This is a genomic window from Butyrivibrio sp. (genome assembly GCF_017635265.1).
Taxonomy (GTDB): Bacteria; Bacillota; Clostridia; order Lachnospirales; family Lachnospiraceae; genus Butyrivibrio.
This window is the reverse complement of the sequence record NZ_JAGBLU010000107.1, coordinates 1-15,180: the sequence shown is the minus strand read 5'-3', so window position 1 is coordinate 15,180 and position 15,180 is coordinate 1. Positions and strand designations below refer to the sequence as shown.

The window sequence follows — 15,180 nt, the reverse complement described above, 5'->3', positions numbered from 1 at the left end:
TTGTTTAACTGGGAGGGAAAATGAGTACATCTGAAAGAGTTTTATATATACTTGAATCCAATAAAGACATATATACCTCCGGTGAAGATATGGCAAGACAGTGTAGCGTCTCCAGAAATGCGGTGTGGAAAGCCATAAAGGATCTTCGAGAAAAAGGTTACAATATAGAGGCAGTCAGTAATAAGGGCTACAGGTTGACCGATAATAACGATATTATATCTGTCGGGGGAATAAAAGCAGAGTTGCCGACGGACTTTGATAAGGCAGATATTTATGTATATGATAGTTTGAAATCTACAAGTGACAAGGCAAAAGAGCTTGCTATGACCGGAGCAGCGCATGGGACGGTCATAATTGCGACGACACAGACCGGAGGGAGAGGCAGGAAGGATCATACTTTCTTTTCCCCGGAAGGTGGTCTGTATATGAGCATTATTTTAAGACCGGAATCATTGTTCAGCACAGATAGTAAAGAAGTGACAACATTTGTGGGAGAAGCTGTGATAGAAGCTATTAAAGAGCTATCCGGGATTGAAGCCCATATTGGTGGAATTAACGATCTGTACGTTGATGACAAGAAGATATGCGGAATTTTGCTGGAGTCAGGCAGCGAATTTGACAGCAACACTCTGCAGTGGATAGTTGCAGGAATAGGGATAAACTTTGACTCGGATATAAGTGAATTTCCCGAAGATGTGAGAGAAAGAGCAACCAGTCTGTTTGATGCCGGAAAAGCAACAATTACAAAAAATGCGCTAATAGCAAGGGTAATTGAAAAAGTATTGGATTGTCGGGCATAAAAGTCAAGCACGGAATTGTCAACCGATTAAAAACAGATTGTCAACCAATGAAGCGTAATTGGTTGACAATCTGTTTTTGATGTGGTAACTTCATATAAGCGTTTGGGACTGAGTATTCTCAAATGTAAATTATAGTTGGAGGATCAGACATCATGAGTAATGCAGAGGCAATTAAAACACGAGAAAATTCAAAAGTATTGGATATGGTATATATAGCAATTAGCGCAGCGCTGATAGCTATATGCTCCTGGATAAGCATTCCTACAGCAGTTCCGTTTACACTTCAGACATTTGCTGTATTTTTTGTATTGCTTTTACTTGGAGGTGAAAGGGGAACAATAGCAACACTGGTATATGTACTTCTTGGAGCTGTCGGTGTACCTGTATTTGCAGGATTTAGCGGCGGAATCGGGATTCTTTTGGGAAGCACCGGAGGATACATTATCGGATTTTTATTTGTGGGACTTATATATATGCTGTTTTCCAAGTTCTTAAAAAAGAATCTGGTTATGAAAATTGTAGCGCTTGTGCTTGGTCTTGCGGTATGCTATGCGTTTGGAACAGCATGGTTCATGCACGTGTATATTAAGAGCAGCGGCGAAGTTGGACTTCTTACAGTACTTGGCTGGTGCGTATTCCCATTCATTATTCCTGATCTCATTAAGATGGCACTGGCTGTAGTTGTAGCAAAGAGAATTGAGCCTGTGATCAAGTAATAAATAATAATTGATGATTTATTAAGAAAGTGTTGAGGCAAAATATGCTGCAACACTTTCTTTTTTCTTTTTCATTCGTATAAAATAGCATAGCTTGCAATTATCATTTCCACGTTTTGAAATGATTGCTATAACGTTATTATCACTTCATGATAAAGGAGAATAATTATGAAAAAGAGAAGCAGACTAAAGGTATTATCCATGCTGTTGGTAATGGTAATGATATTTGTTTGTGCAGGAATAACCGGATGTGGCAGCCAGAAAGGCAAGGCGCTTAACCAGTATTGGTCTGAGAATTCGGAAGCAGCAGAGAGCCTTAGAAGTTATGTAGCGATGGTTACCAATGAAAAAGACTTTGCACTAATTTGATATTGAAGGCGATGTAGTTTCCTGGCTATCTGGATTTTTCTGCGGGAGTTGAGCAAGTATGACGGCTGAAAAAATAAGTATGCATCCAACCAGTTGCCTTCCGGTCATAGTTTGTCGAAGTATGAGCCAGCCAAAAAGCGAAGAGAACACAGACTCGAGGCTCATGATCAACGAAGCAAGTGCCGGATTGAGATTTCGCTGTCCTACAGCTTGTAGAGTATAACCCACAGCGCTTGAAAAGATTCCTGTATAAAGAATAGCAATCCATGAAGTGGGCGCAGACAGGCTCATCAGCCACGCTGAAGGATTGGGAAGCATTTCAAAAATGATAGCCGCAACCATCGACACAAATCCGCTTACAAAAAACTGGACGCAGGAAAGAGCTACCGGACTCATAATGGGAGCATAGTGGTCAACGCAGAGTATCTGAATTGAAAACAGCAGAGCACACATTAAGATAGCCAGATCAGCTGTAGATATGGAGAATCCTGCTTCAGATTTGGAAATGCATAAGAGGTACAATCCTGAAATAGCGATCACAACTGCGGGCCATACCCAGATATTACATTTTTTCCCGATGAAAAGACCTAGAATTGGAACTAAAACTATATAGCAGGCAGTAAGAAAACCTGACTTTCCTGCAGATGCACCGAGGGCAATCCCTGCCTGCTGAAAAGTCGAAGCCAGAAAGAGCGCAAGGCCACAAATAATTCCGCCAAGTAGTTTATTGAATGGAATTTTTGATGGTCTTATATTATGTCCTTTTAGTAATGGCAACAGGCACAAGCCGCCGATAATAAAGCGTATGCCATTAAAAGTAAGGGTTCCGACTGAACCGCTGGCAAGTGACTGTGCAACAAAAGCGGCGCCCCAGACAATAGATGCTAGTAATAGAAGTAATGAACTTTTTATTTGAGGATTTGTTTCTTTTTTCATAATGAAAAACATTATAACAGATTTTAGTACTTGTTATGCACTTTTTCAGCAAAACACATGATATTTTTTACATTGATCTTAGTGCCATCATCAAGAATGGCAGTTCCACTCATTTTGCCAAAAACCTGATGCTGGTCTGATACTATGAGCTTATAGTCAAGACATGCTGCCCTGTCCAGGACGGGAACAAAATCCATTTCAAAGCGGCCATCTGATGATGTAAATTTCCAAGGCTCCATATAGCTGTTTTCAGGTATATGGAACGTGATATCGTCTAGTTTGTGGGCTTTTCCTTTGTAAAAAATGATATTTTCAGTTGCGGCTTTGGTGTTTCCAAAGCCGTAACCTATGTTAAAACCAAAGGAGTTACCATCTATATCAGCATTGCCTGATCCCCAGTGCCATGTATTGTCATAGGTCCAGACGCCTCGGCCCCAGTCAAGGGTGCCAAAGTCCGTGGAGGGGTTAAATTCATATTTTTTCCCATTAAACTCCATAAAGCCAGACGCGCGCATGCAGTTTATCTTTTGATTATAGTAAAATGCATGCTTTTTATCCCAAGGCGTAGCTATTACCATGGAATCCATGGGCGGCTGCGTAAGGGTAATGTCACAGTTAAAAGCCTTGCCTTCAAAAAAGTTCTCAAAGTGGCATGTGATATGTCTTTTGCCATCAATGGCTTCAAACTTCATCTGAAGTCTGTTGTCTTCATAAACAGTTACGCCTGATTCGGAAGATGAAGGGAGAGCGAGCTTACCCATAGGAAAGGCATTTAGCACGGTTTCCGTGTGTTCCCAGGGATTGTCTCCAAATTCAAGAAGCGAAACGGATTGCAGGCCAATGTAGCCATCATCAGAAATTGTGAAGGCACCGGCAAAAGAATCAGATAAAACTAGATAATAATCCCACTCTTTAATGCGCCACTTAGGAGCCTTTATCATTGCCCTGTCATATTTTTGCAAAAGAGATCTTGACCAGCCCGGCTCTATCAGCTCGCCATCAGCACCAAGAAGTGGATGAACAGTTGTGACTTCATGATTTCTCCCCATAATACCCTCCGTTTTCGCGATGAAAAATGATTGATATAATAATATTATCACGCATGGAATATTAAGGTATACTACGTGATACAATTTAGATAAAAAAGGTATTTATTGCATAATCAGCGCATTTCGTGAAATATGATTCAGTCAATTGATTGGAGGAAAGCCATGTATACAGAATCTGGTGTTAAGAAAATAGTAGAAAAACAGCGGGATTTCTTTAGATCGGGTAAGACTTTGAACATAGATTTTCGTATAAGGCAGCTTCAAAGGTTGAAAAAATTGATACTTGAACATAGAACTGATATAGAAGATGCCCTTTATAATGACCTTGGACGAACTCCTCTTGAGGCCTATTTTTGTGATGTTGGAAGCCTTGTTCTCGAAATTAATGAGACAATACGAGGCATTAGGAAATGGGCAAAGCCGGAGACTCATTTCAGTGGAATTCACTGTTTCCCAAGCGTGATAACAAAAGTTTATAAGATGCCTTATGGAGTATCGCTTATAATCAGCCCCTTTAATTTTCCGTTTATGCTGTCAATAGGCGTTTTGATCGCAAGTATAGCTGGAGGAAATACTGCAGTTATTAAGGCCAGTTCCAAGTCAACTTCAAGCACAGCTCTTTTAAAAAAGATGATTGCTGAGATCTTTCCGGAAAAGTATGTAACAGTACTGGATGGCGGCCATGATGTTGCAGATATGTGTCTGGCACAGCGTTTCGACAAGATCTTTTACACAGGATCCCCAAAAGTTGGAGTTCATGTGCTCTCAGAAGCTGCAAAAAATTTGACTTCAACAGCTCTCGAACTCGGAGGAGAAACCGGGAATTGGTGCATAATCAGGAGAGATGCGGATTTAAAAGATGCTGCAAGAAAAATCGCATTTTTTAAGCTGTTAAATTCCGGACAGATATGCACAAATATAAACCAGATTGCCGTTGCTGAGGAAGTCAGTGATGAATTTGTCCATGAGCTGAAAAAAGCTTTTTCCAAGCAAATTGGTGACGATCCATTAAATAATCCTGAATATCCGCACCTCATTGGGAAATCTGCCTATGACAAGTGCGCAGGTATAGTAAATGACTATAGGGAGAGAGTGGTATATGGCGGAAAAGGTGATGAGAGCTCTTTTAAATACGAACCAACTGTTATATATCCGGTAGATATTGATGAAGAATTAGTTCAAAAAGAGCTTTTTTGCCCGATTCTTCCTGTAGTAAAATATAAAGACAGCGCAATCAGGGATGTGTTAAATACGATTTCCGAGAGAGAGCATGGCCTTACGCTCTATATCTTTACGCGCAATGTGGAATGGGCTAAAAAGGTCATGCAAAGAATGCAGTTTGGCGGCGGATGCATAAATGAAGTATGCCTTCATATGATGGTCAAGGGCGTTCCGTTTAATGGTGTAGGCCACTCCGGTATGGGAGCATACCATGGCAAATGGGGATTTGACGAATTTACGCATCCAGCGACAGTGCTTATTGGTGCTACAAAAGGGAATCTGTCAATGCGGGAGCACCCGTATGGAAGAAGCTGGAAAAGAGCATTAATAGAGCTCTTTGAGCGATAAGAAATTTAAAGGGGATAAGAATGGATCATTTTTACTTTGTAAGGCACGGTGAGACCGTGTGGAATGTAGAAAATAAAATTTGTGGAGCAACTGATATAGAACTCACTGAAAAAGGCCATCAGCAGGCCATAGAGACAGGCCATAAAATACTGGAAATGGGAATTAAGGCGGATGTCATACTTACATCGCCTCTTATCAGGGCAAAGGAAACTGCGAGGCATATCTCAGAAATAACAGGTATTCCTATGGAAGTTGATCAGCGTCTTATAGAACAAAACTATGGAATCTGGGAATCCACCCCACGCGATGGCAAAGAATTCCACGAAGCCAAAAAAGACATGGCAAGCCGCTTTGGAACAGGGGAATCCATGCTCCAGATGGCCCAAAGAATCTACAACCTCATTGATGATGTAAAAAAGAGCGATAAAGAGTGCATTCTCGTGGCACATAATGGAATAGTCAGAATTGTTGAGTCCTATTTCAGAGACATGAACAATGAGGAATTCTCATGCTTTGGTATCAGAAACTGCGAAGTTAAAAGGTATGATTTTACTTGATTTCTTTTAACTTGTAGGGAGACTAATCTCTGCATGAGTGCCAAAGCCTCTGGTACGCATGACGACAGCGCGTTCTGAGCCAAGACTTTCAGAGCCAAGACTTTCATAAAAATCAACTGCTTCGTCTATAGTCTTAACTGCTTTTCCTCTTATGTATCGATTATGATTGAGAAGATGCAGAGCCTCGGATTGTGTTGTTAAATAAGGATACTACTGCATATTACAAGAAATTTTGAAATGTGCAGTAGGGTTTCTATTTAAGTACTGTATAATGTAAAGAAACTATATTTTTGCAGTAATGTGAATACTGCAAAAATATAGTTTTCAAGATTCTGCGGTAAATTAAACTATTATTTTACTGTAGTATTTTAGAAATCTTATTCTTGCAGTAATAAATCTGACAAGACAAATCAATAAAAGAATATTAATACTGTGCCAATAGTAGTATTTGTACCTGTACAGTAAAAGATAATGATACTTACTGCACAAGGCAAATTGTTGGATGTTTCGCAGTAAATTAGAAGGATGATATAGACGAGTTTAAGAGAATAGCAGGACAGATATGATGAATCCCAAGTTCATTATATTGGATAATTATTCTACACAATAAAAGGTGATAAGGGCTGAAAGGGTGCCTGGATAGGGACTGGGTTAGTGGTCCATTTTTAGAAAAAATACTATAATTGTCTGTATTAAAGATATTTGGGAGGAGTACAACAGGCAATGAGACTTGAAGGATTAAAGATCAATTTTCTTGGGGACAGCATTACAGAAGGGCATGGAGCTTCTTCTCCGGAGTTCTTTTTCTGGAAAAGATTTGAGAAGGATGGATGCATTTGCAGGGGATATGGCATTGGAGGAACAAGAATAGCCAATCAGCAGGTTCCCTATGATGAGAGAATGGATCAGTATTTTGCATCAAGAGTTGATGCTATGGACAACGATGCTGATGTAGTTGTGATATTTGGTGGGACTAACGACTACGGTCATGGAGATGCAGCAAAGGGTTGCATGACCGACCGCACACCGAACACTTTTTATGGGGCACTGCATGATCTGTATCAGAAAATATTGAAAAAATATCCCAAGGCAAATGTTATTGTAATGACACCTCTTCATAGAACAGATGAGAACAGAGTTTACAACGAAAGAGGAATCCGCAATTGGGGAACACTTTCGGATTATGTTGAGATAATACGCGAGGTAGCGCAGTATTACTCGCTTCCTGTAGTAGACCTATATAAAGAAAGCGGGATTCAGCCCGAAGAGGATTTTTTAAGAGAAAGATATTGTCCTGACGGTCTTCATCCAAATGATGCCGGAAATGAAATAATATACAGATGTCTTAAATCAAGGCTTATGCAGCTTGGCAATTAAAACACAGTTTCTTTGATTTTTTAGCTATGGGATGTATAATTAATAGCACATAGAAACACGCTATAACGATGACTGCGAGTGCCAGGGAAGTTAATTTGTATGAAGAAAAAAACTATTGGAAAGTCAACGATTCTCTTTTTATTGGCAGCTGTTCTTGTCGGTATCCTGATAGTATTGAAGGAATCGGTTATATGTACGGCATCGGAGCAGAATGACCATGTGATTGATTCTTTATCAGATCTGAACGGAAAGCGGATAGGTATTCAGACCGGCACCAGTTTCGATGCAGCTGTACGTGAAAAAATGCCGGAAGCTCATTTGGAATACTACAATGGTAAAGCCGATCTATTGGCGGCTCTCATAGGTAAAAAGATTGATGCTTTTATTGTTGATGAGGCTGTGGCTCAAATATTGATACGTGAGAGCAAGTATGTTGTGTATTTGCCAGAGTATCTTGATAGTTATGATTTTGCACCAATATTTCCAAAGACTCGGGATGGAGAACAGCTAAGGAATCAATTTAATGCATTTTTGGAGCACCTTCCGGAAGGAACCCTTGATGATCTTTCAGTCAAGTGGTTCAGTGAAAATGAGGCAGATAAGACGATGCCGGATATTAGCAGGCTGGAAGCAAAAAAAGGTGTTCTTAAACTGGCGACAGAATCGGGATATGCACCATTTGAGTATATGAGAGATGGTAAGGTGGTAGGATATGATATGGAGCTTGCCGCTATGTTTTGTGAATACAGCGGGTACGGTCTTGACATCATAGACATGAATTTTGACGGGATACTGCCAGCAATTCAGACAAGTAAATGTGATTTTGCATTAGCCGGCATCAGTATTACACCTGAACGTGCCGAAAGCGTTCTTTTCTCAAAGCCTAACTTTTCCGGGGGCACTGTTGCTATGATTCTCAAAGAAAACGCCGAGTATAACGATTCTTTTTGGGATAGTATCATTGAAAGCTTTAATAAGACCTTTATACGAGAAAATCGCTGGCAATTATTTCAAAAAGGAATTATGACGACTTTGCTTATTACGATATTTGCAGTACTGTTTGGAACAGCGCTTGGCTTTGTGGTATTTATGTCATGTCGAAACGGTAATCCCGTGGCCAACATTATTACACAATTTTTTATGTGGTTGATACAGGGCATGCCGATGGTAGTGCTGCTTATGATTCTTTTTTACGTAATATTTGGTTCAGTGGCCATTAATGGTGTATTAGTGGCTATAATTGGCTTTACTCTGACATTTGGAGCTTCTGTTTTCGGTTTATTAAAGACAGGTGTAGGTGCAGTTGGGATTGGACAGTATGAAGGTGCATATGCACTAGGATATTCAGAACGTCAAACCTTCTACAAGATTATCCTGCCACAGGCAATGCCTTTTGTTCTGCCTGCATATAAGGGGGAAATTGTTAGTTTAATTAAGTCGACAGCAATAGTGGGCTACATTGCGGTGCAGGATCTTACAAAAATAGGAGACATTGTACGAGGGCGTACTTATGAAGCATTTTTTCCACTAATCGCTATTACGGTTATATATTTTGCTTTGGAAACGCTAGTTGGCTTTGGGGTTGGGAGAATAAGTGTGAATATCAATCCTAAACGCCGTAAAGAGTCAGAGATTTTGAAGGGAATCAAGCACTGATGATCAGAATAGAGCACTTGAAAAAGTCATATCAAGATGTCACTCCGCTTAAGGATGTTAGCGTTGAAATTCATGACGGGGACGTCATATCTGTCATTGGGCCATCGGGAACTGGAAAAAGTACGCTGCTGCGTTGTATCAATCAATTAGAGAAACCGACCGAGGGAAGAATCTGGTTGGATGACATGGAAATCACTGATCCCAAGACTGATATTAACAAGGTTCGACAGAAGATGGGGATGGTGTTTCAGAGCTTTAATCTGTTTGATCATAAAACAGTAATAGAAAATGTAATGCTGGCACCCGTGGATCTTCTGGGCAAATCAAGGCAGCAAGCATATGATACAGGCATGGAACTGCTCAAAAAAGTAGGTCTTGGCGAAAAGGCATTAAACTATCCTGATCAGCTTTCAGGTGGACAGAAACAGCGCGTGGCCATCGCTAGAGCTTTAGCAATGGATCCGGATGTGATCTTGCTTGATGAACCTACTAGTGCCCTTGATCCCACAATGGTGGGAGAGGTGCAATCTGCTATCAGAGATCTGGCTCAAACTGGCAAAACTATGCTGATCGTTACTCATGAGATGCATTTTGCCAAGAGCATCTGTAACCGTGTATTTTTCATGGATGAAGGAAAAATATATGAAGATGGTAGTCCGGAGCAGATATTTGATAATCCTAAGGGGGAGAATACTCGGCGATTTATACATAGACTTAAGGTGTTGGAACTTGATATTAATAGTCGTGATTATAATTTTCTCAGCGTAGTAGGCGAGATTTCAGCTTATTGCAGTAGAAATCAGATTGCTCCAAAGATGGCCAAACATATTACGCTCATGTTTGAGGAGGTTATGCGTATTCTTGTATCAGGAATGAATGATTTAAGCATCCATACGGTATGTGAATATTCAGAACAGACGGAGGTTGCTGAACTTGCATTCAGTTATAATGGACCTCGTTTTGATATGACTTCAACAGGAGATGATCTCGGACTCTCCATTTTGAAAGGATTAACGGAAAAAAACAGTTATGAATGGCTGGAAAACAGCGATTATCCAAATCTGCTAAAGCTTACCATCGGAAGATAATGATAATTTGAATGAAATATTTACGTATCATATTTTCAGTGTATGTGGCAGAGAAATTAGGATTCTCTCTGGATCTTGAGGAATCTAAAAATGTTCGTGAGTTTATGGTTCAGAGAAGAGCTTGTATATCCTCACTGTAGTCTCATCATAAAAATAGAATACTCATCATTCTGAAAATCAAGATCAGGAGAGTTTTCGCCGCCGCCATTGGTGCTGCGCTTGATTTCTGCGTAGAATTCTTCTCCCTGATTTACTATGTCCATAACGCTTATCTGAATACCATATTCATTTGCAATATCGCAAAAGTCGGCAATGGGGTTGGGAGACTTTCTTGTAGCTAAAAGTTTGTCTTTGAGAACACTGTCTTTGCCGGCTTTTTCTAATAATGCGTCTAGTTTTTCTGTAATCTCCATAGTGCACCTCCTGCTATTATTAGAAGAGGCAAAGAACGCCTTTATGTAACGACGCCTTTGCCTGTTAAATAAATCATATCATATTTGTTGTTTTTCTCAACCGGTTTCCAATCATGAATTGCAGAAAAAAATTGAATTTTGTATAGTGGTATATATAATCGCTCAAACCCAGATGAAACAGGGAATCACAGTAGGAGGAGTAAAGGGATAATGGTCAGAAAGTATAAAATTGGTAATCCCATAGAAACAGATTCAGTGGTAGTTTCCTTTGCCAATGAAGAAAAAGAAATCCCATATTTTGAAAGAGTTCAGGGGAAAAATGAACTGAAATATAATGTGGACGCAAAAGATCGTGTTTACGGGCTTGGTGAAACTGTGCGCGGAATAAATAAAAGAGGGTATATCTACGTCAGCAATTGCTCAGATGATCCCAATCATACAGAAGACAAAAGATCTCTTTATGCCGCTCAGAATTTTTTTGTTATCTGGGGGAACGGTAAGGGCTTTGGAATGTATGTTGATACACCGGGCAGGGTCTCTTTTGATATAGGATATACGGATAAGGATGTTTTTTCCATTGTCTTTGAGGACTTCGATGCCTATGTTTACCTGATTGAAGACGAGAGCATCCTTGAGATTGTAAAAGAGTTCCGTGGCATAATAGGAAAGAGCTACATTCCGCCAAGATGGGCTTTTGGATTTGGCCAAAGCAGATGGAGCTACATGAATGAAGACCAGGTAAGGGAAGTCGTTGACAAGTACGATGAACTGGATATTCCCATCGATAGCGTGTACCTGGACATCGACTATATGGAAAGCTATAAGGATTTCACGGTCAGCGATGAGAGATTTCCTGATTTTAGTGCATTTGTGAAGGAAATGGCTGACAGAAACATACATCTTGTCCCGATCATTGACGCAGGAGTGAAGATTGAAGAAGGATATGACGTCTATGAAGAAGGGGTAAAGAATAATTTCTTTTGCAAAAAAGAAAATGGAGAGAACCTTGTTGCTGCGGTTTGGCCCGGAAAAGTGCATTTCCCTGACTTCCTTAACGAGGATGCCAGAAAATGGTTTGGCGAAAAATATAAAGTTCTTTTGGACTATGGAATCGACGGCTTTTGGAATGACATGAATGAACCGGCTATTTTTTATACCGAGGACCATTTGAAAGAGGTCTTTGAGCAGATAAAAGAGCTAGAGGGGAAAAATCTGGATATAAGATCCTTCTTTAAATTTCAGGATATAGTTGGGGGACTTGCAAACAACGAAGAGGATTACAGGAGATTTTACCACAAGTATAAAGGTAAGATATATCGCCACGACAAAGTCCACAACTTATTTGGCTATAATATGACAAGAGCTGCGGGCGAGGCATTTGAGAGACTTTCCCCAGATAAAAGAATTCTCATGTTCTCTAGGTCATCATATATAGGAATGCATCGCTATGGCGGCGTTTGGTGCGGCGACAATAAATCCTGGTGGAGTCATTTACTGCTTAATATTCAGCAGATGCCGGCGCTCAATATGTGTGGATTTATCTATAGTGGCGCTGATATAGGCGGCTTTGGAGCTGATGTCACAGAAGACCTGCTTATGAGATGGGCTGAATTTGGTATTTTCACGCCTCTTTTTAGAAATCATTCCGCAGATGGCACCAGAAGACAGGAATTCTACAGATTTACTGACAAAGAGAGCTTTAAAAACATTCTTAGGCTCAGATACGCACTGATTCCGTACCTTTATTCAGAGTTCATGAAGGCAGTAAATAACGACGAAATGCTGTTCAGACCTCTATGTTTTGATTATCCGGATGATGAAATGGCTTACGAAGTAGAGGACCAGCTTTTTGTGGGAGAGAGCATTATGGTTGCACCTGTATATAAACAGAATGCTAACGGCAGATATGTGTACCTTCCCGAAGACATGAAGCTGTGCAGATTTAGAAGCTATAACGATTATGATGTTGAGATCATATCAAAGGGGCATCACTATGTTGATGCTGCCCTCAATGAAGTGCTGGTGTTTATCAAAAAAGGCCACGCGCTTCCCATTGCAGTACCTGCAGGTAGAACAGAACAGATTGATTATAATAACATCAGTTATGAATGTTATGACTGTGATAATAGCGCATATGAGCTGTTTACAGATGACGGTATTTCCAGGTGATTATATAGGATTATATTTCAGTTTTAGTGTTTATCAAAAAAGCGGAGGAGCAGATATGAATGCAAGGGAGTATTTGGAAATTTTACATGTGGCTGAGAGGTTAAAAGACACACCTCGTCACTGTACAACAACGAAGCGCAGGACAGAGAGCGTTGCAGAGCACAGCTGGCGTATATCACTCATGGCATTTCTCTTAAGACATGAGTTTAAGGATCTTGATATCGATAAGGTGGTTGATATGTGTCTTATTCACGACCTTGGCGAATGCTTCACGGGAGATATTCCTACATTCATTAAGACTGACGCTGACAGGGAAGTTGAAGATTATCTTCTGGATCAGTGGGTCAAGTCTCTTCCCAAGGAATTATCGGATGATATAGCGGCTCTGTATAAAGAAATGGATGCGCAGGAGACGAAAGAAGCTAAGCTGTACAAGTCGTTGGATAAGCTTGAGGCTTTGATCCAGCATAATGAGTCTCCAATCGATACCTGGTCTGAAAATGAGTATGAGCTTAATAAGACATATGCATTTGACACGGTTTCTTTTTCAGAGTGGCTCACAGATCTTAGAAAAGCAATTCTTGATGATACGTTAGATAAAATTGATAGCGAAGGACAGAATGTATGAAGCTAGATATCATCGGATCTGTTGCCAGCGGGAAGACTACTCTTGCAAGAAATTTATCAGAGACATATCACGTTCCTTTTTATCAAAAAGATAATATTGTTTGGGAGCGAACTCCCAATGGTGATAAGAAACGTAATGACAAAGAGCGAGACCAGCTTTTTCAGGAGATCATAAACAGTGATGACTGGATTGTTGAAGGCTCTCCAAGGAAACTGTTACGCGAGAGTTTTGAGAAATGTGATTACATCATCCTGTTGGATATACCAATCTATAAAAGATTAGTAAGAACAATAAGGCGCTGGATCAGACAGAGAACAGGAAAAGAAAAATATAATTCAAAGCCCACAATAAAGTTTCTTTTATACAGCATAAAGTGGGTATTTGAATATGAAAAAGATAGGAAAGAAATCATTGGATACCTTTCTGCATACAGTTCTAAGTATAAAAGATTCATAACATCGGAAAGTGCTAAATCGTTTATAAGCATGGAGTACTGTAATGGCCAGTGATGAAACTGCAAGGATTATGGAGGCCCTGATTAGTAATTGTGATTCCATATCAGATTTTACTAAGTCAAAACTGTTTTCACACCTTTCTTTCAAGCAATACGATAAAGATTCTTACGAGGAATTACGTTCAGAACTAGTCAAAAGATTCTGTGACGAAGAGACTTTTGGATATTTGAGTGGTAATATTTTTTGGGAGTCTTTAAAAGACAAAAGTCATAAAGAATAAAGATGGGGAATTATTTAATGAAAAAGGTATTGTCTGCAATAACTATATTGAGTATTAGCATAGGATTACTTGGCTGCGGAAAGAATTTCTCGCTATCAGCAAATGCTTCTGAAGATGAACAGATTAATTGTCCAAAAGTAAATAAATGCTCATTTGTATCACTGGCAGAAAAATATGATGAAGAAGAGGAAGAGTGGTATTTTGATTCCAGTATATTCAGGCACAACATGAAATATGATCTGAATGATTTCTATAGACATAACGATAATTATGAAGCAATATACCGGACATATAAGAATGTCAAAGGAAACAGTGCAAACTATGTAACTTTTAACGTGAGTCAAAGCTTAGATGGACTTAGAGAACAAGCTGCTTTATTGGAACACTACCACTTTATTGTGCTTGACCTTGTGGAGGCGGATGGACTTCCTGATGGAGGAGAACAGTATCAGACACTAGTTTTTGATGTTGAAACCGGGGATTATTGGGCAGGAGATAGTAGCGCTTCATTGTATTTACATGGGAAGTGCATCGATGAAGAGTATAGTGCCGATTCGGATCTGATTGAGTATGTAGAAGGGAAATGGCCGGTTCCGGAATACAGGACTTTTTATGAATACTTATGTTCTATGGACTGGCTGCAGGGCAAAGAAGCAGAAGACCTTTGATTATTATAGGAATTATAAAGGTGCGTAATGAAGGCTGAGCCATCAAAAGCTCAGCCTTTATTAGTTTATTCAACAAGTTGTCCGTAGAAGAGGAGTTCCGGAGTCTCGTTGTCTGTCAGGATCATGTACTTAAATGGTTCATCTGCAATAAACTCTTTTACTTCAGGTTCTTCCAGGGCACAACCTTCAGTCATTATGACTGCTGTGGCAGCGGCAGCTTCGATTCCTTTCTCATCGACCTTGATCTTGGTTTTCTGTATAATGTCAGAGATAAAGAGCTGCATCTCATCGCTCATGAGTGAGAAGTCTGCGTCTTGAGTGAAGGCCTGCTCTGCACCACGGGCTACACAGAAATCGATGAGCTGGTTCTCTGAAAAGGACGTCTCTGATTCAAACTTGGGAAGTTTAACAGCGACTTCTTCAACGGATGCATTGGCTATCTTGCTGGCT

General features: G+C 40.0%; 16 protein-coding genes and 1 pseudogene. 13 read left to right on the top strand and 4 right to left on the bottom strand.

The features are described from left to right. Positions 1-20 precede the first annotated feature (20 nt). The 3 genes from J6O61_RS13480 to J6O61_RS13470 all read left to right on the top strand — a co-directional run bounded on the left by J6O61_RS13480 (position 21) and on the right by J6O61_RS13470 (position 1,885). Positions 21-800, top strand: a complete 780-nt coding sequence (locus J6O61_RS13480; RefSeq protein WP_292214264.1) for a biotin--[acetyl-CoA-carboxylase] ligase — start codon at positions 21-23, stop codon at positions 798-800. A gap of 152 nt (positions 801-952) precedes the next feature. Beyond that, a complete protein-coding gene (locus tag J6O61_RS13475) occupies positions 953-1,516 on the top strand; it encodes a biotin transporter BioY (protein ID WP_292214263.1) in 564 nt (187 codons plus the stop codon). Between the two features lie 168 nt (positions 1,517-1,684). Beyond that, positions 1,685-1,885 (top strand): hypothetical protein, encoded by a 201-nt coding sequence (locus J6O61_RS13470; protein WP_292214261.1) that lies wholly within the window; start codon positions 1,685-1,687, stop codon positions 1,883-1,885. Here the strand turns inward: J6O61_RS13470 and J6O61_RS13465 are convergent. After that, positions 1,877-2,821: a DMT family transporter gene (locus J6O61_RS13465; protein ID WP_292214260.1), complete on the bottom strand. Its 945-nt coding sequence runs from the start codon at positions 2,819-2,821 to the stop codon at positions 1,877-1,879. The two genes, J6O61_RS13470 and J6O61_RS13465, sit on opposite strands and share 9 nt — an antisense overlap. Before the next feature lie 23 nt (positions 2,822-2,844). Further along, positions 2,845-3,870, bottom strand: coding sequence for a DUF2804 domain-containing protein (locus J6O61_RS13460; RefSeq protein ID WP_292214258.1), 1,026 nt, complete (start codon positions 3,868-3,870; stop codon positions 2,845-2,847). 162 nt (positions 3,871-4,032) lie between these two features. On the opposite strand from J6O61_RS13460, the gene J6O61_RS13455 reads away from it, so the two are divergent. The 5 genes and pseudogenes from J6O61_RS13455 to J6O61_RS13435 all read left to right on the top strand — a co-directional run. Continuing rightward, positions 4,033-5,439 carry an aldehyde dehydrogenase family protein gene (locus J6O61_RS13455; RefSeq protein ID WP_292214256.1) on the top strand — a complete coding sequence of 469 codons (1,407 nt, stop codon included), beginning with the start codon at positions 4,033-4,035 and terminating at the stop codon, positions 5,437-5,439. A 20-nt stretch (positions 5,440-5,459) separates the two neighbouring features. Further along, positions 5,460-5,996, top strand: a complete 537-nt coding sequence (locus J6O61_RS13450) for a histidine phosphatase family protein (protein WP_292214253.1) — start codon at positions 5,460-5,462, stop codon at positions 5,994-5,996. A 723-nt stretch (positions 5,997-6,719) separates the two neighbouring features. Further along, positions 6,720-7,373 (top strand): SGNH/GDSL hydrolase family protein, encoded by a 654-nt coding sequence (locus tag J6O61_RS13445; RefSeq protein ID WP_292214250.1) that lies wholly within the window; start codon positions 6,720-6,722, stop codon positions 7,371-7,373. A 99-nt stretch (positions 7,374-7,472) separates the two neighbouring features. Then, positions 7,473-9,029 (top strand): ABC transporter substrate-binding protein/permease, encoded by a 1,557-nt coding sequence (locus J6O61_RS13440; RefSeq protein ID WP_292214248.1) that lies wholly within the window; start codon positions 7,473-7,475, stop codon positions 9,027-9,029. Then, a pseudogene (locus J6O61_RS13435) lies at positions 9,029-9,745 on the top strand (amino acid ABC transporter ATP-binding protein); the annotation flags it as partial. The gene J6O61_RS13440 and the pseudogene J6O61_RS13435, both read left to right, overlap by 1 nt. 503 nt (positions 9,746-10,248) lie before the next feature. Here J6O61_RS13435 and J6O61_RS13430 read toward each other — a convergent pair. Then, positions 10,249-10,530 (bottom strand): hypothetical protein, encoded by a 282-nt coding sequence (locus tag J6O61_RS13430; RefSeq protein ID WP_292146484.1) that lies wholly within the window; start codon positions 10,528-10,530, stop codon positions 10,249-10,251. Positions 10,531-10,740: 210 nt separating this feature from the next. Between J6O61_RS13430 and J6O61_RS13425 the strand changes: the two genes are divergently transcribed. The 5 genes from J6O61_RS13425 to J6O61_RS13405 are packed head-to-tail and all read left to right on the top strand — an operon-like array spanning position 10,741 to position 14,730. Continuing rightward, positions 10,741-12,699 carry a glycoside hydrolase family 31 protein gene (locus tag J6O61_RS13425; RefSeq protein ID WP_292214242.1) on the top strand — a complete coding sequence of 653 codons (1,959 nt, stop codon included), beginning with the start codon at positions 10,741-10,743 and terminating at the stop codon, positions 12,697-12,699. 55 nt (positions 12,700-12,754) lie between these two features. After that, positions 12,755-13,327 (top strand): HD domain-containing protein, encoded by a 573-nt coding sequence (locus J6O61_RS13420; protein ID WP_292214239.1) that lies wholly within the window; start codon positions 12,755-12,757, stop codon positions 13,325-13,327. After that, entirely contained in the window at positions 13,324-13,836 is a 513-nt protein-coding gene (locus J6O61_RS13415; RefSeq protein ID WP_292214236.1) for a DNA topology modulation protein FlaR, read from the top strand. The genes J6O61_RS13420 and J6O61_RS13415 overlap by 4 nt, the downstream gene beginning before the upstream one ends. Further along, complete coding sequence (locus J6O61_RS13410; RefSeq protein WP_292214233.1) at positions 13,826-14,062, top strand: hypothetical protein; 237 nt, start codon at positions 13,826-13,828, stop codon at positions 14,060-14,062. The genes J6O61_RS13415 and J6O61_RS13410 overlap by 11 nt, the downstream gene beginning before the upstream one ends. A gap of 17 nt (positions 14,063-14,079) precedes the next feature. Continuing rightward, positions 14,080-14,730: a hypothetical protein gene (locus tag J6O61_RS13405; protein WP_292214230.1), complete on the top strand. Its 651-nt coding sequence runs from the start codon at positions 14,080-14,082 to the stop codon at positions 14,728-14,730. A gap of 65 nt (positions 14,731-14,795) precedes the next feature. Here J6O61_RS13405 and J6O61_RS13400 read toward each other — a convergent pair. Next, positions 14,796-15,180, bottom strand: a 385-nt coding sequence (locus J6O61_RS13400) for a serpin family protein (protein WP_292214228.1), incomplete at its 5' end; no start/stop codon positions are given.

Coding starts and splice junctions, on each gene's coding strand:
- J6O61_RS13480 (WP_292214264.1), top strand. CDS start 21: ATGAGTACATCTGAAAGAGTTTTATATATACTTGAATCCAATAAAGAC.
- J6O61_RS13475 (WP_292214263.1), top strand. CDS start 953: ATGAGTAATGCAGAGGCAATTAAAACACGAGAAAATTCAAAAGTATTG.
- J6O61_RS13470 (WP_292214261.1), top strand. CDS start 1,685: ATGAAAAAGAGAAGCAGACTAAAGGTATTATCCATGCTGTTGGTAATG.
- J6O61_RS13465 (WP_292214260.1), bottom strand. CDS start 2,821: ATGAAAAAAGAAACAAATCCTCAAATAAAAAGTTCATTACTTCTATTA.
- J6O61_RS13460 (WP_292214258.1), bottom strand. CDS start 3,870: ATGGGGAGAAATCATGAAGTCACAACTGTTCATCCACTTCTTGGTGCT.
- J6O61_RS13455 (WP_292214256.1), top strand. CDS start 4,033: ATGTATACAGAATCTGGTGTTAAGAAAATAGTAGAAAAACAGCGGGAT.
- J6O61_RS13450 (WP_292214253.1), top strand. CDS start 5,460: ATGGATCATTTTTACTTTGTAAGGCACGGTGAGACCGTGTGGAATGTA.
- J6O61_RS13445 (WP_292214250.1), top strand. CDS start 6,720: ATGAGACTTGAAGGATTAAAGATCAATTTTCTTGGGGACAGCATTACA.
- J6O61_RS13440 (WP_292214248.1), top strand. CDS start 7,473: ATGAAGAAAAAAACTATTGGAAAGTCAACGATTCTCTTTTTATTGGCA.
- J6O61_RS13430 (WP_292146484.1), bottom strand. CDS start 10,530: ATGGAGATTACAGAAAAACTAGACGCATTATTAGAAAAAGCCGGCAAA.
- J6O61_RS13425 (WP_292214242.1), top strand. CDS start 10,741: ATGGTCAGAAAGTATAAAATTGGTAATCCCATAGAAACAGATTCAGTG.
- J6O61_RS13420 (WP_292214239.1), top strand. CDS start 12,755: ATGAATGCAAGGGAGTATTTGGAAATTTTACATGTGGCTGAGAGGTTA.
- J6O61_RS13415 (WP_292214236.1), top strand. CDS start 13,324: ATGAAGCTAGATATCATCGGATCTGTTGCCAGCGGGAAGACTACTCTT.
- J6O61_RS13410 (WP_292214233.1), top strand. CDS start 13,826: ATGGCCAGTGATGAAACTGCAAGGATTATGGAGGCCCTGATTAGTAAT.
- J6O61_RS13405 (WP_292214230.1), top strand. CDS start 14,080: ATGAAAAAGGTATTGTCTGCAATAACTATATTGAGTATTAGCATAGGA.